Source organism: Acinetobacter sp. OYA S30, assembly GCF_033599315.1.
Taxonomy (GTDB): Bacteria; Pseudomonadota; Gammaproteobacteria; order Pseudomonadales; family Moraxellaceae; genus Acinetobacter; species Acinetobacter baumannii.
Genome location: NZ_JAWVAV010000017.1, coordinates 59,971 through 81,546, shown reverse-complemented (window position 1 = coordinate 81,546; position 21,576 = coordinate 59,971). Strand labels below are relative to the sequence as shown.

Here is a 21,576-nt window from a genome sequence, read left to right as displayed (position 1 = left end):
TATATGAAATAAAAGCCATAAATCTTCATTCCTTTTTATTTTTATAAAACCGATTGTTATTTGACCATCCTTATAAGACTTATTTTTATTATAATTCCAATAATGCCCTTGCAATAAGACATCCTCTTCACCATTTTTGAATATCTCAATTGGATTCCAATTACCATCAAACATTAAATTGAATCTAACTTTCACGTTATCAAAGTCATTCAATTTCAAAATATCATTAAGTTTTATAATAGACACGCCAAACCTTTAAAAATAAAATAACTTCAATAAAATTCATGAATAATCTACTGATTATAATCAAGAATCTATTAGATGATGGTTTAGAATAAGTTTTTTTGAAATCTGAATACTCATTCCTTTTTAAGAACAATCTCTTACTTAAAGCCATATTTATAAAGCAATAAGCACCAGTTCTTAATTTTTATGGCGGAACCCATATAGCTTGAACCGAAAGTAGGATTGCTCGGCTCCACTAACCAGTTGCAACTACAAAAAGTATTAAGGTATTTCTCAATGTAAGTTTTTTCCTACAAACTTTTAAGGATTTTGCGGATTGGCGACACTCTACTTTTTTCCTAATATGAACTCATACAGGAACAGGATGTTCCGGAACATAAAACAACAATAATACGTTCAAGCACCAGGAGCGTGAGATACGACAGGAGTCATATCTAATCACCAAATACAAAAAAGCCCGACAGGATGTCGGGCTTTTTTTATGCTTATTAAAAAATGATATTTACACTCACCTATAGCGGGGTATGCGCCTGTTCTTGCTTTTTATGGCGAATCCAACGCACCACCCAAATAACCGCAATCAGTACCACTATTGCAACAAGCGCAGGCACCAGCATAGCTGAAACTGAAAGTAAGATTGCTCCAATCCACTCCCCTGTCGCCACAATAAAGTTCCCTAAACCACCCGTGGTCGCAGTTGAAACACTACGTGCAGCAACGGTACTCATTTGCACCACACCTGCCGTACCACCACCGACAATAATGGCTGCTGCCCAACTGGCAAACTGAGACATTTCTCCACTGCTAACCGCCATTGTCGCTAACGTACCCGCGATCATGGCCGCAGGGGTTGCGACTGTGTCTAAGGCATTATCGACCCACGGGATATAGTAAGCTGCAACTTCACATACCGTTGCCACACCTAAAGCCAAACACACCGATGGCAGAGCTAACCACTCAAAGCCTTTTGATGGCTCAAACCAGCCCATCATGGTGGCGATGCTCATGACCAATAGCGGTACAAACACGCGAAAACCGCAGGCAGCGCTCAGGCCCACACCAATACATAAACCCAATATCGTTTCCATAACGGTTTCCTTCTTCATGCCCATCACGGGTCTTGTTATGTAAGTCTTATTTTTAAATTAACAAAAAGCCCCATCGGGTGACAGGGCTTTTTGTTAAATGCGAACGCAAATATTATTTCATTCTTAACGTTTAAATTGCGTGCAGTAGCATTTTGTGCAAGGTGGTAAAGGGTCGGTATTAATTTCTAAAAACACTCTATGTCCGCACTGAGCACAGAAATAGAAGCCTGTTCCGGGTTTTTCGCCAGCTGTTACCATGATTACATTCCTATAATCGTATATATATTAAACAGGAATATAACCCAGTTAGAGTGAATGTCAATTGTCCATTTCGCCCGATGATGATGGCATAAATGCAAAAAATGTTATTTGTACGATTTATCTTACACAGATTTAGGGATTTAGCGGATTGGCTACCCTCTGCTTTTTTTCTAATATGAACTCATACAGGAACAGGATGTTCCGGAACATAAAACAACAATAATAGGTTCATGCATCAGGATCGTGAGATACGACAGGAGTCATATCTAGCAACCAAATACGAAAAAGCCCGACAGGATGTCGGGCTTTTTTATGTAATAACTTATGTATTCGCTGAATCTATAAGACCAATTTTCTTTAGCATCATTTTACCAAGTGGTGTGACAAATCTATAAGAAACCTCAGGTACTCCCTGATGATTAAATTTCGGTAAACCAGTATTCTTATCAATTCGATAATTTGATCGAATAAGTCCTAATCTCTCTAAATGTGATTTATAGCTCTCCTGAATATCCTTTTTCTCTAATATATTTTCATCTGCACCTATATAAGTTGCTATTGGTTCTATAACATTTTGATGTTGTTGACGAAATTCTTCATCACCATCAAAGGTGGGATGTAAAAAAAAGCGCAGCCAAATCACTTCTTGATCGTTAAGCTCACCTAATAATTTTAAAATATACTTACTATCTGCATAATTTTTTTCTTCATCTGATATACCATTTGCTACTACGTTTGCAATATATTCTCTTCTTTCGTTAGAGAGTGATCTCGATGCCTGAACAAATCCCTCTTCAATCAGATCTATAGCCAATTCATTCTGTTTAGCAATTTCTAATAAATCAGAATTAATTTTCTGAACCTTTGTATCCAATATTTTTATATATTTTACTAATCTATCCATTCGTTGATCAGGAATAATAGCTCCTACAACCTCTGAAAGGATCGAACCAAATCCTGGTATCAAACCTGCAATAGCCTTATAAGTTGCAACTCTATGATCTAAAAAACTTGCATTTAAATTATTATCTTTTTCTGTCATGTTCATCCCTCAATATACCCACTTCTAATTATTTATGCCTTTTAAGGTTTACTAGTTCCCATAAAAAACCCCATCATCAAGATAGGGCTTTTTAGAATAAATTTCAATCAATTACAGACTAAATGTTAAGCCACCTGACCTTCTAAAAAGTCTTGTGCAAAACGCTGTAATACACCGCCCGCTTCATATACAGAAACTTCTTCTTCTGTATCTAAACGGCAAGTCACAGGCACTTCAAGAATCTCTTCTTTACCATCCGCAGTGGCACGTTCAATCACTAAAGTTAAAGTCGAACGCGGCGCAATATTACCAATCACGCTATAAAGCTCTGTACCATCTAGTTTTAAAGTCTTGCGGTTTACACCCGGTTTAAACTCAAGCGGTAACACGCCCATACCCACTAAGTTGGTACGATGAATACGCTCAAAACCTTCTGCCACAATCGCTTCTACACCTGCAAGGCGTACACCTTTTGCAGCCCAGTCACGGCTTGAACCCTGACCGTAGTCAGCACCCGCAATAATAATTAACGGTTGCTTACGGTTCATGTAGGTTTCAATCGCTTCCCACATACGCATCACTTCGCCTTCTGGCTCTACACGCGCTTTTGAACCTTGCTTAATGGTACCATCTGAACGGCGAACCATTTCGTTATAGAGTTTCGGGTTGGCAAATGTTGCACGTTGTGCAGTCAAATGGTCACCACGGTGGGTTGCGTATGAGTTGAAGTCTTCTTCTGGTACGCCCATTTTGTGAAGATATTCACCCGCAGCCGAGTCCATCAAAATCGCATTTGAAGGCGATAAGTGGTCGGTAGTGATGTTATCACCCAAAATCGCAAGCGGACGCATATTCGCCAAAGTACGTGGTGCAGCCAACGCCCCTTCCCAATATGGTGGACGGCGGATGTAAGTACTTTGCGGACGCCAATCGTAAAGTGGGCTCTTCGCTTGTTCAACTTCGCCCAAGTCAAACATTGGAATGTAGACTTTACGGAACTGTTCAGGCTTCACGGCTTGCTTAACCAACGCATCAATTTCAGCGTCAGATGGCCAGATGTCTTTGAGGTAAATCGGGTTACCTTCTTTGTCATAACCTAACGCATCTTTTTCGATGTCAAAACGGATCGTACCTGCAATTGCATATGCCACAACAAGCGGTGGAGATGCCAAGAATGCTTGTTTTGCATAAGGATGGATACGGCCATCGAAGTTACGGTTACCAGAGAGTACTGCGGTTGCGTACAAGTCACGGTCAATAATTTCTTGCTGAATGGCTGGATCTAATGCACCCGACATACCGTTACACGTCGTACAAGCGTAAGCCACAATACCAAAACCAAGTTTCTCTAAGTCTTTTAGAACACCTGCTTCTTCAAGGTAAAGTGCAGCCGCTTTTGAACCCGGTGCAAATGATGATTTCACCCAAGGTTTACGAACCAAACCAAGTTCATTTGCCTTACGTGCCAGCAAACCTGCTGCCACGGTGTTACGTGGGTTAGAGGTATTAGTACATGAAGTAATTGCAGCAATAATGATTGCGCCATCTGGCATTAAGCCATCAGAACGGTTTTCAACAACTCCCGCAATACCTTTTTCTTTTAAGTCCGCAGTTGAAACACGTGCATGTGGATTTGATGGACCAGCAATGTTACGTGTGACTGTTGACAGATCAAAACGTAGTACACGTGGGTACTCTGCTTTGGTCATTTCAGATGCCCAAAGGCCAATTTCTTTTGCGTACTGTTCAACCAATGCCACTTGAGCATCTTCACGGCCTGTTAGGCGTAAGTAGTCGATTGTGTTTTGGTCGATGTAGAACATCGCAGCCGTAGCGCCATATTCTGGTGTCATGTTCGAAATGGTTGCACGGTCGCCCACAGACATACTGTCAGCACCTTCACCAAAGAACTCAAGGTAAGCACCAACCACACGCTCTTTACGCAAGAATTCAGTTAGAGCAAGTACGATATCTGTTGCAGTAATGCCTGCCTGACGCTGACCAACCAACTCAACACCAATAATATCTGGCAGACGCATCCAAGATGCACGGCCCAACATTACGTTTTCAGCTTCTAAACCACCTACACCCACAGAAATTACGCCCAAAGCATCTGTATGTGGTGTATGTGAGTCTGTACCGACACATGTGTCTGGGAATGCTACGCCATCACGCGCCTGAATCACCGGAGACATTTTCTCTAGGTTAATCTGGTGCATAATACCGTTCCCCGCAGGGATCACATCGACATTTTTAAATGCTGTTTTGGTCCACTCAATAAAGTGGAAACGGTCTTCGTTACGGCGGTCTTCAACAGCACGGTTTTTTGCAAAAGCGTCTGGGTCAGCACCACCGTATTCCACTGCTAAAGAGTGGTCGACAATGAGCTGTGTTGGTACAACTGGATTAACTTTAGATGGGTCACCGCCCTTCTCAGCAATCGCGTCACGCAAACCTGCAAGGTCAACCAATGCAGTTTGACCCAAAATGTCATGACAGACTACGCGTGCAGGATACCAAGGAAAGTCCAAGTCCTGACGGCGTTCAATCAACTGCGTTAAATAAGCAGTTAAGTTCTCGGCATCGGCACGGCGTACCAATTGCTCAGCGAGTACTTTAGAGGTGTAAGGCAGTTTTTCGTATGCGCCTGGCTGAATATCTTCAACGGCTTGACGCACATCGTAGTATTCAAGCTGGGTACCTGCCAGCGGTTTACGGTATTTTGTGTTCATTAACCACGCTCCGCCAATGGTTTAAATTCGAGGTTTTCAGGGCCCGTATAGTTCGCGCTTGGACGAATGATTTTGCCGTCTTGACGTTGTTCAATCACGTGTGCTGACCAACCTGCTGTACGCGCAATTACGAATAACGGTGTGAACATTGCAGTTGGAACACCCATTAAGTGATAGCTCACCGCACTGAACCAGTCGAGGTTCGGGAACATGTTTTTCACTTCTTTCATCACTGCTTCTAAACGCTCAGCGATGAGGTACATTTTGGTGTTCTCTTGCGCTTCTGCTAAGTCATGCGCCACTTTCTTGATCACTTCGTTACGTGGGTCAGAAACTGTATATACAGGGTGACCAAATCCGATTACGACTTCTTTGTTTTCAACACGTTTACGGATGTCAGCTTCTGCTTCGTCTGGATTGTCGTAACGTTGTTGAATCACGAATGCAACTTCGTTTGCACCACCGTGCTTAGGTCCGCGAAGTGCACCAATACCGCCTGTAATTGCCGAGTACATGTCAGAACCTGTACCTGCAACCACGCGTGACGTAAATGTAGATGCGTTGAACTCATGCTCAGCATACAAAATAAGTGATGTATGCATCGCTTGAATCCACTCTTCACATGGTTTTTCGCCATGAAGTAAATGTAAGAAATGCGCTGCAATTGAGTCGTCATCTGTTTCAACTTCAATGCGACGACCGTTGTTGCTGAAGTGATACCAATAAAGCAGCATTGAACCTAAGCTTGCCATTAATTTGTCAGCAATGTCTTTTGCGCCAGCTTCATTGTGGTCTTCATGTTCTGGCGTTAAACAACCTAGAACTGAAACACCAGTACGCATCACATCCATTGGGTGTGCAGACGGTGGTAATTGTTCAAGTGCAGTTTTAAGTGCTGCCGGTAAACCACGAAGTGCTTTTAATTTTGCTTTATATGCTTTGAGTTCAGCTTTGTTTGGTAATTTGCCATGTACGAGCAAGTGAGCAACTTCTTCAAACTCGCTACCTGCCGCAAGGTCAAGAATGTCATAGCCACGATAGTGCAAGTCGTTACCACTACGTCCTACGGTACAAAGTGCTGTGTTGCCTGCAACTTGTCCGCTAAGTGCAACTGATTTTTTTGGTTTGAAGCCTGTTGTTGTTTCATTTGAGCTCATAAGATTGTCCTTTCCTATCTGAATTTATTTATTAAGCACGACGGAGTCGCACCGTTTTCACTTCTTATTTCGGGATTAACCTTCGGTTCGACCTACTTTTCTTTCGGGAAAAGTAGGCAAAACCATTGTCATCTGCAAAACTCATCCACAACCATCAAATATCCTATCTATCGCAGAACCAATTTTAAAAAATGTAGTCCTGTCTCAAACAGTTGCAGATGACGCCTCCGAGTATCAGATTCCAATTAATCAACTTTTTAATTTATTACTTCTTTTTAGCAAATGCGTTGTCTAAGTAGTCTTCAAACGCGTAGTAGTTAATGCGTTCATATAACTCTTTACGCGTTTGCATAATATCAACCACATTCTTTTGCGTGCCTTCTTTACGCAAGGTTTCATACACAGTTTCGGCTGCCTTGTTCATGGCACGGAAAGCAGAAAGCGGATAAAGCGCAAGGCTTACATCAGCAGATGCCAACTCTTCAGTGGTAAACAGTGGTGTAGAGCCAAACTCGGTAATGTTTGCCAAAATTGGTACGCCTGTCTTCTGAGCAAATTGCTTGTACATATCAAGCTCGGTAATTGCTTCAGGGAACAACATGTCTGCACCTGCCTCAATGTAGGCACCCGCACGGTCAATTGCCGCTTGTAAGCCTTCAACCGCTAACGCATCAGTACGCGCCATAATCACAAAGCTGTCATCACCACGCGCATCAACCGCAGCTTTAATACGGTCAACCATTTCTTCTTGAGTCACAATGGCTTTGTTCGGACGGTGACCACAACGTTTTGCACCCACTTGGTCTTCAATATGCATTGCCGCAGCACCAAACTTGATCAGTGATTTTGTAGTACGGGCAATATTAAATGCAGAAGCACCAAAGCCTGTGTCAGCATCGACTAATAATGGAAGATCACATACATCAGTAATACGGCGTACGTCGGTCAACACATCATCAAGGTTACTGATTCCCAAATCAGGTAAGCCTAAAGAACCAGCTGCTACACCACCACCTGATAAGTAAATCGCTTTATAACCTGCACGTTTTGCCAAAAGTGCATGATTGGCATTGATGGTTCCAACCACTTGTAATGGCTTTTCTTGGGCTACGGCATCGCGAAATAGCTGACCTGCGGATTGTTTAGCCATTGTTATGTTCTCCTTGTGCTTGTAGCAGTGTTTGCTCAATAATTTTGTAAGAAGCATTGATATGTCGATGCATGAGCAGCTCGGCAAGTTCACCATCGCCTTCTGCAATTGCATCTAAAATACGGATATGTTCGTCCCAAGCTTTGCTCGGTCGATCGGGTGTGTTTGAAAACTGAATTCGGTACATACGGATGAGGTGATAAAGCTCATCACATAGCATTTTTTCTAGGGTTTTATTGCCACTACTTTTGATAATGCAGTAGTGAAAATCGTCCTGCCCTTCTTGCAAGTAATATCCTTTACCTGCTTTAAAGTTTTCATCTTCAGCATGCATACGCAATACATCACGTAATGCCAAAATTTGCTTTTTATCAATATGCTGTGCAGCAAGTTTGCAAGCCAAACCCTCTAAAGAAGCCCGAATTTGGTAAAGCTCTTTAAACTGTTGCAGTGAGAGTGAAACCACGCGCGCGCCCACATGTGCGGTACGCTCAACCAGTCGTTGACCTTCAAGGCGATGAATTGCTTCACGCAAAGGCCCACGGCTAATACCGTAAGTGCGCGCCAGTTCAGGCTCAGAAATTTTGCTACCTGCCGGAATTTGACCCAAAACAATCGCCGTCTGTATTTGCTTAAATACATGCTCGGTCAGTGTTCTTCCCTGACTTTGTAGTGGCTCTGGTGCGAAGGTCAAATCTTGCATATTGTCGACAATTTTTAATCAATTATGAGTTTTATAGCGGGATGAATGAAAAAAATCAAGGTGATTGTTGACACTTTTCAGAACGCATCAGGTCAATTTTTATCGTTCGGCCTGTTACCTCACCTTATATTTAAACTATTAAACCACTTAAAAATTAGTCTTTATAAAACAGATATTTAATATTATTTTACCTATGAATTTATGATACTTTTTTAGTTGCTTTTCGACCTCTAATCTTTTGTTTCAAACTTTAGTCTACAACCAATGTATTACAGCAAGATTGTAGACAATCTGCTTGAATGAAAGCATGAGTTAGAAATTAGTTTCTATTTACCGTAATTTCTTTTAAATCTTTTTATCATTTTCATCCAGAAAATATCGATATTAGTGAAATTATCAGGTGCTTCACGGTAGCTTTATTGATACATTATTGAGCATCGACATAGTTGTGGCGTATTTTTCGAGACAGAAAAAACCCAGCACTATGCATATTGTTGAATGAAAGGACTTTTTTGATGTTTCAACATATCCCCCCATACGCAGGCGATCCAATTCTCTCTTTAATGGAACAGTTCAATGCTGATACTCGTTCTGAAAAAGTAAACTTGAGTATTGGTCTTTATTATAACGAAGACAGTATTGTTCCTCAGTTAGAGACGATTATTGAGGCGCAAAAGCGTATTGAGCCTAAGAACGGTAAAACCAAACTTTATTTGCCAATGGAAGGCTTCAAACCTTACCGTGAAGCAATTCAAGCACTTTTATTTGGTGCAAACAGCCCAGCAGTTAAAGCTGGCCGTGCTGTAACCATCCAAACACTTGGTGGTTCAGGTGCATTGAAAGTTGGTGCGGATTTCTTGAAAACTTATTTCCCAAATTCAGACGTTTGGGTGAGCCAACCAACTTGGGATAACCACGTTGCGATTTTCAATGGCGCTGGCATTAAGACTCATTTCTACCCATATTTCGATGCAGAAACGCGTGGTGTAGATTTTGACGGTATGCTTTCTACACTTAAAACTTTGCCTGAGCAAAGCATTGTGTTGTTGCACCCATGCTGCCATAACCCAACGGGTGCTGACTTAAACCCAGCGCAATGGGACCAAGTAATTGCAGTATTAAAAGATCGTAACCTTATTCCATTCCTAGACATCGCTTACCAAGGTTTTGGTGACGGTATGGAAGAAGATGCGTATGCAATCCGTGCTTTAGACCAAGCGGGTCTAAACTTCATTGTGAGCAACTCGTTCTCTAAAATCTTCTCTTTATATGGCGAGCGCGTTGGCGGCTTAACTTTCGTTTGTGATGATGCAGAAGCTGCTCAGTGCACATTCGGTCAGTTAAAAGCGACTGTACGCCGTATTTACTCTAGCCCTCCTACAACAGGTGCTTGGTTAGTTGATGAAGTGTTAAATGACGCTGAACTTAACCAACAATGGCAAGGTGAAGTGAAAGAGATGCGTGAGCGTATTATCAAAATGCGTAGCATCTTGAAAGACGAACTCACTAAAGCATTACCAGACCGTGACTTTAGCTACCTTGTAAACCAAAAAGGTATGTTCAGCTACACAGGTCTAACTGCTGAGCAAGTTGATATCTTGCGTGAAGAATATGCAATCTACTTAGTACGTAGTGGCCGTATTTGTGTAGCAGGTTTAAACATGAACAATGTTTACACTGTTGCTAAAGCGATGGCTGAAGTGCTTGCTAAATCTGTAGAAGCTGCATAAATCATCTATTAAAAAAGGCGCTTCGGCGCCTTTTTTTATGTCTCGATATTACGATTTAGCCTTGCCCCAATATTTCAGTTTTGAGGTATGTCCAATCCCCACATTAAAGCTATTGGTTGGGTCGAGTTTTTGATAAAAGTTGGCTAATGCAGGTTTGGCAATGTAAAGGTGCCCAACATTATGCTCTGCCGGATATTCAGCACGGCGCGCATCGAGTAATTTCCACATTTGGTGTTCCATTTCTAACGGGTCATTGCCCTTTTTAAGAATATAGTCCTGATGGAACACATGACAAAAGAAATGCCCATAATAGAGTTTATGGATGATTTTCTTTTCCATCTCGGCTGGTAGTTGCTCTACCCATTCGCGGTCATTACGACGTAGCGCAATATCAAGCGCTACAATATCTTCAACTTCACTACGGTGCGTATCACGATAACGAATTGCCGCCCCTGCAATCGCAAAACGGTGTAAGAACGCCTTTCGCCCCTCTTCTTCGCTACATACGAAATAGTTGCCTGACTGATGCACAGTAAAATATTCTTTTAAAAACTGCTCTGTCTGTGCTTTCGAATTATTTTCGACACGTAAAACCAAATGGTGCTCATAACGGTCTCGATACTCGGTCATACGCTTAGGCAAATGACTCGGTAAAAAGAAGGTAATCGCCTGTAAAATCTGGTCTGTTAAGCCTTTAATTTTAAATTTTTCTAAAAAGCCATCAACTTTGTCTTTCATCGCGAAAGCTTTTGGAACATTGGCTGTACCAAACTTTTCAATAAATAAGAAAGTGTCTTTTCCGTACTTTTCACCAATCAAGTAAGCGTCACGGTGAATATATTCGCCTGCAATCGGTAGGCTTGGCAGAGAGGTCAGTAAGTAACGACGAATGGCCGTTAAATCATCAGCATCATTACTACCAATATAAAAAACACTGCTCTCTACTTTTTCATAGGTATCAAGGCGTACAGCAAACACACAGACTTTACCTGCCGAACCTGATGCTTCAAACAATCGTGACGGGTCTGCATTAAAACGAGCAGGCGTATCTTCATCGACCTGAGTCACGTCGTGCGCATAGCGATGATCTGATGCCTGCTTTTCACTATCATCTAAAATATCTACGGCTTGGTATTGCTGCTTCTCTAAACGAGTCAAAATTTCTTCGGGTGTCGAGCCTAAATTTACGCCTAAATGGTTCACCAGTTCTAATTGACCAGCAGAGTTCACGTGAGCATATAACGCCAGTTCGGTATACGCGGGACCACGGCGTACCAAGGCACCACCAGAGTTATTACATACACCACCGAGTACCGAAGCACCAATACAAGATGAACCAATCACCGAATGTGGTTCACGATTATAGCCTTTTAAAATTTGCTCTAAATTATCTAAGGTCGCACCCGGTAAGCAGATCACTTGCTTGCCATCATGGATGACTTGAATACCCTTTAATCGGCGTGTACTCATGACCAAAACAGGACGGTCATAATCATCACCATACGGAGTTGAACCACCGGTGAGTCCTGTATTTGCTGCCTGCATAATCACAATACAGTCCGCCTCAATTGCAGCCTGCAACACTTGCCATTGCTCTAGCAATGTGCCCGGCACCACCACAGCCAGCACTTTCCCCTCACCAAAACGGCGACCTTGGCGGTACTGACGCGTACTTTGGTCATCGGTCAAAACATAAGAACGCCCTACAATATTTTGTAAGCGTTCGATCACTGCTTGAGGAGAAAATGTTTGCATGATGGTTTCCTTTTGGTCATCCATTTATCAAATTAGACCAACACGACGGGATCTTACCGTTTGTAATTTATAATTTAATTAGCTCATTCTCTAATGTGAATCAGCCCTATATTTACTATCGTGGTGGCGGCATGGATGCCGCCGTTTCGATGCGGTAGCAAGGACGTACCGTCATCGAGACAAAGGTTTTTGGTTACTTTTGACCTTTCAAAAGTGACAAATGCCTATATGTAAAACATTAGCAAATCACCAAACTTTGAGGCTGTGCTTACTGCTTCACTTACTATGTCTTAAAAACCTTGCTTCATCGCCTGTACTAAACAATCCGCATTAATATCCGAAATCGACTTAGCACCCGTGAGCGTCATCGCAACACGCATTTCCTTATCAATTAAATCAAGTAAGTTCGACACACCTTGTCCACCTGCTGCTGCCAAGGCATAAACAAACGCACGGCCAAGTAAAACCGTATCCGCACCGAGCGCCAACATACGCACCACATCTAAACCATTACGAATGCCTGAGTCAGCCAAAATCGCTAAGTCACCTTTCACCGCATCGGCAATTGCAGGCAATGCACGAGCAGATGACATCACGCCATCTAACTGACGACCGCCGTGATTCGACACTACAATCCCATCTGCACCAAAACGCACAGCATCTTTGGCATCTTCAGGATCTAAAATACCTTTAATCACCATTGGGCCATCCCAAAACTCACGAATCCACTCAAGGTCCTTCCATGAAATGGATGGGTCAAAGTTCGAGCCTAACCAGCCAATATAGTCTTCAAGCCCAGTCGGCTTACCTAAATATTTAGAGATATTTCCCAAGTCGTGCGGACGACCCATTAAACCCACATTCCATGACCAATGCGGATGAAACACTGACTGCATATAACGACGCATCGCAGCATTTGGCCCACTCATACCCGAATGGGCATCACGATAACGTGCACCCGGCACAGGCATATCTACGGTAAACACCAGTGTTGAACAACCTGCCGCTTTTGCACGTTCCAAAGCATTACGCATAAAACCGCGGTCACGTAACACATAAAGCTGGAACCACATCGGACGGTTAATTGCAGGTGCAACTTCCTCAATCGGGCAAACAGAAACCGTTGAAAGCGTAAATGGAATACCTTTTTTATCGGCTGCCATTGCGGCTTGCACTTCACCACGGCGTGCATACATACCTGTTAAACCTACAGGCGCCAAGGCAACTGGCATCGACAGCGTTTCATTAAACAGTTTTGTCTCTAAACTTAACGCTGACATGTCATTCAGCACACGTTGACGCAATGCAATTTCTGACAAATCTTGTACGTTACGCTTTAAGGTATATTCCGAATACGCTCCACCATCAATGTAATGAAATAAAAATGGGGGTAAGCGACGTTGTGCCGCAGCACGATAATCATTGCCAGAAGAAATAATCATTTTGAATCAACTCTATTTAAACGGTTTGCACGTTTCTGGCGAGCTTCATCTTCATCCAGAGAACGCACATGATTAATCACAAATTCAATATGACCGCAGACAGCTTGGCGTGCGGCCTCGGGATCTTTACGATCAATAGCATCCATCACCTGAAAATGCTGCTCGCTCAGCAAGTCACCATTTACGGGGTCGTTATAAACTTTTTTACGCCCTAACAAGACGTTGTATTGCAGCAAATCAAACAAGCTGCGCATCATTTGAATCAGCACCACATTGTGAGATGCTTCAGCAATCGCTAAGTGGAATTCAGCATCGGCCACCGCCGCCTGTGCTGAGTCACCTGCATTTTGGTGGCGGCTAATTTCATTAAAATAATGATGAATTTTGGCGCGATCTTCTGGGGTCGAACGTAACGCGGCATACCATGCCGTCCCCCCTTCAAGCACCAAACGCGCCTCTTGCACATCAAAACGGTATAAAGGATCTTCTTCAATCAGGTTGCTGATTGGGTTCACAATCAGTTGCTGTGGCCATTGTTCAGGTAATTGCTGAATATAAGTTCCATCGCCACGGCGACTAATCAGTACACCTTGACTATTGAGCTGTTGAATTGCTTCACGTAAGGATGGACGAGAAACTCCTAAGCTAGTTGCAAGCTGGCGCTCGGCAGGCAAACGATCACCTTTTTTCATGTGACGCTCTTCAATTAATGCCTGCAATTTCATGACCACTTGATCGGAGATTCTCATCGCGTTTCCTTCACTGGAGTTATGGAATCATCCACGGAACCAGATAAGCCTGAACCGTAATAATGATGCCAACAAAGACAGTGAATATGATGCTATGTTTTACCGTGAAACGGAACAAGTCAGACTCTTTTCCAACTAAGCCTACTGCGGCACACGCAATCGCAATCGACTGTGGCGAAATCATTTTACCTGTCACACCACCGCTGGTATTCGCAGCCACCAACAATACTTCTGGAATACCAATCTGCTGAGCTGTAGTCGCCTGTAATGCCGAGAACAAAGCATTTGAAGAAGTGTCTGAACCTGTAAGGAACACACCAAGCCAACCCAAAAATGGCGAGAAGAAAGTAAACGCATGACCCGTATGCGATAGAGCCAGAGCCAAAGTTGCAGATAAACCTGAATAGTTCGCAATAAAAGCAAACGCCAACACCATACCAATCGAGTAAATCGGTGTTTTTAACTCATTGAGCGTTTCACCGAAGGTTGTTACTGCCTCACTTGCTTTCATTTTTAAGAAAATAACTGTGATGATCGCAGCAATAAAAATTGCAGTACCTGTTGCAGAGAACCAGTCAAACTTATAAATCGCTTCGTATGGTTTCATCTCGGACACAATCGGTGGCATTTTCTCGACCAATTTATGTAAATACGGCACTTCAAGTTTAAAAATCCAGTGTTCAAGAGCACCATCTTTTGCAAATAATGCTTTAAATGGCTTAACGCTCCAGATCGTGACCATTACCGTTAAAATAGCAAATGGAGACCATGCCTTTGCAATTTTCCCAATGCTATAACGTTGAACTGTTGTAGGTTGCTGAGTCAAAGTCTGACCTGCTTCAGGTTCAAAACGGAAAATATGTTTTGGTTTCCAAACACGGAATAACAACGTCAGGCTGACCAATGAAGCAATTGCTGCGGTAATGTCTGGTAACTCAGGGCCAATAAAGTTAGAGGTGAGATACTGAGCAATCGCAAAAGCACCACCACCGACCAATACCGCAGGCCAAGTTTCCTTAACACCACGCCAGCCATCCATAATCGCCATAATCCAGAACAGCACAATAATGGTTAAAAATGGCAACTGACGACCCACCATCTGGCTAATTTCCATAGTGTCTACGCCTGACACCTGCCCTGCCACAATAATTGGAATACCCATTGCACCAAATGCAACTGGTGCTGTATTTACAATTAAACATAAACCAGCAGCGTAAAGTGGCTTAAACCCTAAACCGACAAGTAGTGCAGCGGTAATTGCGACAGGAGCACCAAAGCCCGCAGCTCCTTCAAGGAAAGTACCAAATGCAAAACCAACGAGTAACATTTGCAGACGTTGGTCTTCGGTAATAGATAGAATGCTTGAGCGAATAACCTCAAACTGGCCTGTTTTTACCGAAATCTTGTATAGAAAAACTGCCCCGATAATGATCCATGAAATTGGCCATAGACCGTAGAAGAAACCGTAAATGATTGACGCAAAGGCCATTTGACCAGGCATTTGATAGAAAAATAGCGCAATCAGTAATGCAATAATAACTGTGCCCGTACCCGCGATACTGCCTTTTAAACGAAAAACAGCCAAGGCCAAAAAGAAGAAAATAATCGGGATTAATGCAACCGCACTAGACAGCCAAATATTATTTAAAGGGTCATAAAGTTGTTGCCACATATTGAGCATTGTCATCTCCTTGAAATGCCGGGGCGAATTTTTGTACCTTAAAATTTCAACATTCAACACAAATTGGTATGACCAATTAAAATTTAAGTGCAAATGTTTTCCTTAAACCACAATGTGCATCATAAACACAGTTATTGGTAAGATCAATGATTAAATAATTATAATAATTGGTATGACCAATAGTGCTAAGTAAAATCAAGCTATTTCTAATTTATAAATTTATTTATTCGACTAAAGTCGCAAAAAAGCTTTCTTATAAACTTAAATATGACCTAAAGAAATGAAGTGCAAAATTTGAATATAAAACAATAAACATAACCATTTATTGGTAAATGTATAATAATGCCCAAAACTTAAATCATTTGTATTGAACTGAATAATGACTACTTTAACCTGTTTTAAAGCTTATGATATCCGAGGCAAACTCGGCACCGAATTGAATGAAGAAATCGCCTATAAAATTGGCCGCGCTTACGGACAAATCTATAAACCAAAGACGGTGGTTGTAGGTTGTGATATTCGTCTAAGTAGTGAGGCTTTAAAACAAGCGACCATCCGCGGTTTAAATGATGCGGGTGTGAATGTGCTTGATTTAGGCATGACGGGTACTGAAGAAGTTTACTTTGCCGCTTTTCATTTAGACGTACAAGGTGGAATAGAAGTAACTGCGAGTCATAACCCAATGGACTATAACGGTATGAAATTGGTTCGAGAAAATGCTCGTCCAATTAGTGCCGATACTGGTTTAAAAGAAATTCAGGCTTTAGCAGAAAACAATAACTTTGAAGAAGTTAGTCAAAAAGGTACAACGCAAAGCTATAACATTTTGCCTGAGTTCGTTGACCATCTACTGACTTATATTGAACCTGCAAAAATCCGTCCATTAAAGTTAGTGGTAAACGCAGGTAATGGTGCAGCTGGTCACGTAATTGATGCTATTGAAGAAAAATTTAAAGCGCTTAACGTACCTGTTGAATTTATTAAAATTCATCATGAAGCAGATGGTACTTTCCCAAATGGCATCCCTAACCCAATTTTAATTGAAAACCGTGACAGCACCCGAAATGCTGTTCTTGAGCATAAAGCAGATATGGGTATTGCATGGGACGGCGACTTTGACCGCTGTTTCTTGTTCGATGAAAAAGGTCAGTTTATTGAAGGCTATTATATTGTCGGTCTATTGGCTCAAGCTTTCTTGATTAAACAGTCAGGCGAAAAAATTGTGCATGACCCACGTTTAGTTTGGAACACATTTGATATCGTAGATGAATATAAAGGTGTTGCTGTACAGTCAAAATCTGGTCATGCGTTCATTAAAGACGTTATGCGTGCACACAATGCCGTATACGGTGGTGAAATGAGTGCCCACCACTATTTCCGTGATTTTGCTTACTGTGACAGTGGTATGATTCCTTGGTTACTCACCATTGCTCTACTCTCTGAAACAGGACAATCTCTCTCAACACTCGTTGAAAATATGATTGCCAAGTTCCCTTGTAGTGGTGAAATCAACTTTAAAGTAGCCGATACGCAAACTACGATTCAAAAGATTTTCGACTTCTATGCCGATCAAAATCCACAAATTGACCGTACCGATGGGGTAAGCCTCGACTTTGGCACATGGCGTTTTAACGTACGCGCCTCAAACACTGAACCTTTGCTACGCCTCAACATTGAAAGCCGTGCAGACCGTCAAGCTCAGCCAATGCAGTATTATATAGATGAGTTGACGGGTTTAATTCAGAACTAATTAAAAATAAAAAAGGAGCAAATCGCTCCTTTTTTATCCGAATCTAATTGTAGCCATTAGGATTCTGCTTTTGCCAATTCCAGCTATCCTTAAGCATATCTTCTAAGCCATATTGAGGTTTCCAACCCAACTCAGCAACTGCGCGAGCATTGTCCGCAAAAGAAGTCGCAACATCCCCTGCTCTACGTGGAGCGAACTCAAAAGCAACAGGTACACCATTCACTTGTTCAAAGGTATTTTTGACTTGTAAAACAGATGAACCATTACCTGTACCAATATTCCATGCACGGCAACCTTGCGCCTGTAAGCGGTTATTTAAAGCGCATAAATGTGCATTCGCCAAGTCAACAACATGGATATAATCTCGCACACCTGTACCATCTATTGTATCGTAATCATTACCATAAATAGATAGTTTCTCACGGCGGCCCACAGCAACTTGAGTCACATAAGGCATTAAATTATTTGGAATACCTTGCGGGTCTTCACCAATACGCCCACTCTTATGTGCACCTACTGGGTTAAAATAACGTAGTAAGGCAATAGACCATTTAGAGTCAGCTACTGAAAGTTTTTGTAATAATTGCTCAACAATTAGTTTTGTATATCCATAGTTATTACTTGGCATACCTGTTGGCATTTCTTCATTTAAAGGAGAGGTATTTGCTTCATCATATACTGTCGCAGAAGAGCTAAATACAAGTGTATAGACACCTGCCTTTTCCATCGATTTAACCAGTTGAATACTGCCCGCAATATTATTATCAAAATAAATAAGCGGTTTTTCCTGGCTTTCACCTACTGCTTTTAAACCTGCAAAATGAATAACCGCATCAATTGCGTGCTCTTGAAACACTTGGTCAAGCTCACCAGAATTCCGAATATCGCCCTCCACAAAAGTTAAACTTTTTTGTGTGATCTCTTGAACTCTATTTAAAGATTCTTTTGAGCTATTTGAAAGGTTATCAAATACAATAACTTCATGGCCTGCTTCTAAAAGCTCTACACAAGTGTGTGAACCAATATAACCTGCACCACCTGTAACTAAAATTTTAGCCATCGACTTTTCCTAATAAAATTTTAATCAAACCACGTGTTGAAGCATCAAGTGCTGAAAGATCATTTTGAGCACCATTTAAAATTGGAAGTAACTGATCAGCAATCTGCTTACCTTTTTCAACACCCCATTGATCAAACGGATTAATATTCCAAATTACCGACTGAACAAATACCTTATGTTCATATAAAGCAATTAACATCCCTAAACTATATGGATTTAGTTCTTTTAAAAGTAATGTCGAACTCGGCTGATTACCTTCATATTGTTTATAAATAGGTAAATTCTTTAATTCAGCTGCATCTAAAGCTTCATTGCCAAAAGCCAATAAACGTGATTGTGCCAAACAATTTGATAATGCAAGGTGATGCTGCTCAATCAATGCCTCAGCATTCTCTACATAGGTAAAGTGATCTGCATTATAACGTTGAACCGGTGCAATAAAGTCACAGCTTACTGCCTGTGTTCCTTGATGTAAGAGCTGGTAAAATGCATGTTGTGCATTTGGACCAACCTCGCCCCATACAATCGGACAAGTATCTAATTCAACTTTTTGGCCATCACGTTGTACCGACTTACCATTAGACTCCATTTCAAGCTGCTGCAAATAAGCAGCAAAATACTTTAATCTTCCGTCATAAGGTAATACTGCATGGGTCTGAATATTTAAAAAATTATTATTCCAGATACCGAGTAATGCCATGAGAACCGGTATATTTCGCTCAAAGCTTGTATTTTGAAAGTGTTCATCGACAGCATGTGCACCAGCTAAAAGCTGCTGAAAACCATCTATACCAATCGTTAGGGCTATAGGAAAACCAATACAAGACCAAAGAGAATAACGCCCCCCTACCCAGTCCCAAAGTAGCAACTGATTATCAGGAGCAATACCCCACTCAGTCATTTTTTCAGCTTTTGTAGATACACCGATGAAGTGACTTTTTACAACGCGGTCATGCTTTCCTAAAGCTTTTTCAAGCCACTGACGAACTGTTTGTGCATTTGATAAGGTATCAATGGTACCAAATGACTTTGAAGAAATAATAAATAAAGTCGTTTCCGGACGCAGTTGATGGAGCAAGTCTGATAACTGGCTACCGTCCATAGTTGAAACAAAGTGTACATTGAGAGGCTTAGCTGTTTTTACTTTAAAATCAGCTAAAGCATGAGTCACCATGTGCGGCCCTAAATCGGAACCACCTACCCCAATATTAACAACATCCTGAATCACTTCACCCGTAGCGCCACGATATTGCCCAGCATGGATTTTTTCAACCAAAGTGTACATACGCTGTAATTGGATATGGACCTGTTTTGTGAGCTCCGGAAATTTCGAATATTCCGAGGGTAAACGCAAAGCCCAATGCATTGCTTCACGCTGCTCAGTACAATTAATTTTATCTTGCGAAAAAAGACGATTAATCCACTGTGTTAATTGTTTATTGTTTGCGAGAGCAACTAGTTGTTCCAAAATATTTTTGGTAATACGTTGTTTACTATAATCAAAAAATAACTGATCAAATTTTACAGAATAATTTTGAAAACGTTCTGGCTCTAAAGCAAAAAGCTCTTTTATATGTAGTTTTGAGTTTTTCTCAACTGAAGACTTAAGCTGTATTAAAGGTGAGCTTAAATCCTTTGGGAATTGTTCAATTGATTTACTCATAAGCGTCCAACTCCTTCGTAAGCAAAACCTCTAGCCTTTACATATGCTGGGTCATAAATATTACGCCCATCTAAAATTAAAGGATGCTTCATTAACTGTTGTAGTCGCTTAAAGTCAGGACTCCAATATTGTTTCCATGCGGTTACTAAACATAAAGCATGAGCATTTTGTGCAGCCTCGTATTGATCACTACATAAAATAAGATCTTCCCGAGAGCCATATATTGAGGCAATTTCATCTAGAGCCTGAGGGTCATGTAAACGTACTTTTACCCCTTGCGCCCATAACGCAGCCAATAAAATATGAATGGGTGAGTTATGTATATTTGAAGTATTTTCTTTAAAAGAGGCTCCCCAAATCGCAACAGTTTTACCACTCAAGTCACAGTGATAATAATTCCATAACTTCCGGAACAAAATTTCTTTCTGTTGCTCATTAATAGCCCAGACTTGCTCCAAAAGTCGGCTTTTTGTTCCCGTTTCTAACACTGTGCTTGAAAGTGTCAAAATATCATGCGAAAAATTCTCACCGCCAAATCCCACACCTGGTGATAAATATGCGGCACCAATACGTGTATCAGCAGCAATACCATGCTTTACATTTGCAATATCAATACCGAGTTTTTCAGCGACCATCGCAAGATCATTCATATAGCTAATACGAGTAGCTAACATGCCCGAAATACTAAGTTTGGTAAACTCAGCATCTAAAATCGGCATAAATAAGTATTGATAACTAAATTGGAAAAAAGGACGCAACAATTCCTGCATAATTTCACTTGCGTCTCTAGACTCTACACCTACAATGACATGTTTTACATCTAGTACACTATTAATTGCATTACCTTCTTGAATCACATCAGGGAAATACACCCATTCATCTTTCGGCAAGTGCTGTTTTAATTTCTCTGTACCATGTAAACCAAAAGTAGAGCCATTAATCATTAATTTAGGATGAATAATTGGCCGTTCACTTAGTTTTTCAACAGTTTTTAAAGCAAGTTCAATTTGTGTAGGACTAAAACAAAATAAATAAACTTCGATATCTAAAGGAATTTCAGAAAAAGGGCTTTCTTTCAAGAAACCAGCTTTTCGCTGTTTGTTTAAATAATGATTTACTTCTTGATCTTGATACGAAAGTACAGAAATATTTTCTTCACAACTTACACAGGTACACCAATAAATTTGATTACCATATTCAGCCAATAATGCGGCCATTACACCGGCATGTAACGTCGTTCCAAATACTGCGATTTTCATTGCACACCTGATTCTTTAGTATTTTATAGATTTCTCTTCCTTTTACAGGAAGAGAATATACTGCTCTGTTTTTATATTCATTCGTTTTTACAAATACTTAAGCAGAGC

At 41.2% G+C, this 21,576-nt stretch carries 17 protein-coding genes and 1 pseudogene; 3 read left to right on the top strand and 15 right to left on the bottom strand.

Features of this window, described 5'->3' with window-relative positions; all coding sequences use genetic code 11:
- From R5R67_RS10535 to R5R67_RS10500, 8 genes and pseudogenes are all read right to left on the bottom strand, one after another.
- Window positions 1–246 (bottom strand): annotated as a pseudogene (locus R5R67_RS10535) (GIY-YIG nuclease family protein); the annotation flags it as partial.
- A 512-nt stretch (window positions 247–758) separates the two neighbouring features.
- A complete protein-coding gene (locus R5R67_RS10530; protein ID WP_017725592.1) occupies window positions 759–1,334 on the bottom strand; it encodes a DUF4126 domain-containing protein in 576 nt (191 codons plus the stop codon).
- 123 nt (window positions 1,335–1,457) lie between these two features.
- Window positions 1,458–1,592: a zinc ribbon-containing protein gene (locus R5R67_RS10525; RefSeq protein WP_001983336.1), complete on the bottom strand. Its 135-nt coding sequence runs from the start codon at window positions 1,590–1,592 to the stop codon at window positions 1,458–1,460.
- A gap of 325 nt (window positions 1,593–1,917) precedes the next feature.
- On the bottom strand, window positions 1,918–2,637 hold the full coding sequence (locus R5R67_RS10520; RefSeq protein ID WP_002123357.1) for a hypothetical protein: 720 nt from the start codon (window positions 2,635–2,637) through the stop codon (window positions 1,918–1,920).
- A 125-nt stretch (window positions 2,638–2,762) separates the two neighbouring features.
- A complete protein-coding gene (gene acnD, locus R5R67_RS10515) occupies window positions 2,763–5,369 on the bottom strand; it encodes a Fe/S-dependent 2-methylisocitrate dehydratase AcnD (protein ID WP_001093589.1) in 2,607 nt (868 codons plus the stop codon).
- On the bottom strand, window positions 5,369–6,526 hold the full coding sequence (gene prpC, locus R5R67_RS10510; protein WP_000097514.1) for a 2-methylcitrate synthase: 1,158 nt from the start codon (window positions 6,524–6,526) through the stop codon (window positions 5,369–5,371). The genes acnD and prpC overlap by 1 nt, the downstream gene beginning before the upstream one ends.
- A gap of 265 nt (window positions 6,527–6,791) precedes the next feature.
- A complete protein-coding gene (prpB, locus tag R5R67_RS10505) occupies window positions 6,792–7,676 on the bottom strand; it encodes a methylisocitrate lyase (RefSeq protein WP_001118924.1) in 885 nt (294 codons plus the stop codon).
- Window positions 7,669–8,379, bottom strand: a complete 711-nt coding sequence (locus R5R67_RS10500; protein WP_001153625.1) for a GntR family transcriptional regulator — start codon at window positions 8,377–8,379, stop codon at window positions 7,669–7,671. The genes prpB and R5R67_RS10500 overlap by 8 nt, the downstream gene beginning before the upstream one ends.
- A 45-nt stretch (window positions 8,380–8,424) precedes the next feature.
- Between R5R67_RS10500 and R5R67_RS10495 the strand changes: the two genes are divergently transcribed.
- Window positions 8,425–8,559, top strand: coding sequence for a hypothetical protein (locus R5R67_RS10495; RefSeq protein WP_002017219.1), 135 nt, complete (start codon window positions 8,425–8,427; stop codon window positions 8,557–8,559).
- Window positions 8,560–8,894: 335 nt separating this feature from the next.
- On the top strand, window positions 8,895–10,109 hold the full coding sequence (locus tag R5R67_RS10490; RefSeq protein ID WP_000486246.1) for an aromatic amino acid transaminase: 1,215 nt from the start codon (window positions 8,895–8,897) through the stop codon (window positions 10,107–10,109).
- A 48-nt stretch (window positions 10,110–10,157) separates the two neighbouring features.
- Here R5R67_RS10490 and dld read toward each other — a convergent pair whose 3' ends face one another.
- From dld to lldP, 4 genes are all read right to left on the bottom strand, one after another.
- Window positions 10,158–11,864: a D-lactate dehydrogenase gene (dld, locus tag R5R67_RS10485; RefSeq protein ID WP_017725590.1), complete on the bottom strand. Its 1,707-nt coding sequence runs from the start codon at window positions 11,862–11,864 to the stop codon at window positions 10,158–10,160.
- Window positions 11,865–12,154: 290 nt separating this feature from the next.
- The gene (lldD, locus tag R5R67_RS10480; protein WP_002009553.1) at window positions 12,155–13,306 is read right to left on the bottom strand and encodes an FMN-dependent L-lactate dehydrogenase LldD; all 1,152 of its coding nucleotides are present in this window, start codon (window positions 13,304–13,306) and stop codon (window positions 12,155–12,157) included.
- The gene (lldR, locus tag R5R67_RS10475; protein WP_001222772.1) at window positions 13,303–14,055 is read right to left on the bottom strand and encodes a transcriptional regulator LldR; all 753 of its coding nucleotides are present in this window, start codon (window positions 14,053–14,055) and stop codon (window positions 13,303–13,305) included. Before lldR ends, lldD begins: the two co-directional genes overlap by 4 nt.
- Before the next feature lie 19 nt (window positions 14,056–14,074).
- Window positions 14,075–15,742, bottom strand: a complete 1,668-nt coding sequence (lldP, locus tag R5R67_RS10470) for an L-lactate permease (RefSeq protein WP_011857993.1) — start codon at window positions 15,740–15,742, stop codon at window positions 14,075–14,077.
- 373 nt (window positions 15,743–16,115) lie between these two features.
- Between lldP and R5R67_RS10465 the strand changes: the two genes are divergently transcribed.
- Window positions 16,116–17,486, top strand: coding sequence for a phosphomannomutase/phosphoglucomutase (locus tag R5R67_RS10465; RefSeq protein ID WP_005120672.1), 1,371 nt, complete (start codon window positions 16,116–16,118; stop codon window positions 17,484–17,486).
- Window positions 17,487–17,529: 43 nt separating this feature from the next.
- Here the strand turns inward: R5R67_RS10465 and galE are convergent, their stop codons facing one another.
- The 3 genes from galE to R5R67_RS10450 are packed head-to-tail and all read right to left on the bottom strand — an operon-like array spanning window position 17,530 to window position 21,468.
- A complete protein-coding gene (galE, locus tag R5R67_RS10460) occupies window positions 17,530–18,546 on the bottom strand; it encodes a UDP-glucose 4-epimerase GalE (protein WP_001062913.1) in 1,017 nt (338 codons plus the stop codon).
- On the bottom strand, window positions 18,539–20,209 hold the full coding sequence (pgi, locus tag R5R67_RS10455; protein ID WP_030424273.1) for a glucose-6-phosphate isomerase: 1,671 nt from the start codon (window positions 20,207–20,209) through the stop codon (window positions 18,539–18,541). The genes galE and pgi overlap by 8 nt, the downstream gene beginning before the upstream one ends.
- Complete coding sequence (locus R5R67_RS10450; protein ID WP_000686121.1) at window positions 20,206–21,468, bottom strand: nucleotide sugar dehydrogenase; 1,263 nt, start codon at window positions 21,466–21,468, stop codon at window positions 20,206–20,208. The genes pgi and R5R67_RS10450 overlap by 4 nt, the downstream gene beginning before the upstream one ends.
- Window positions 21,469–21,576 lie beyond the last annotated feature (108 nt).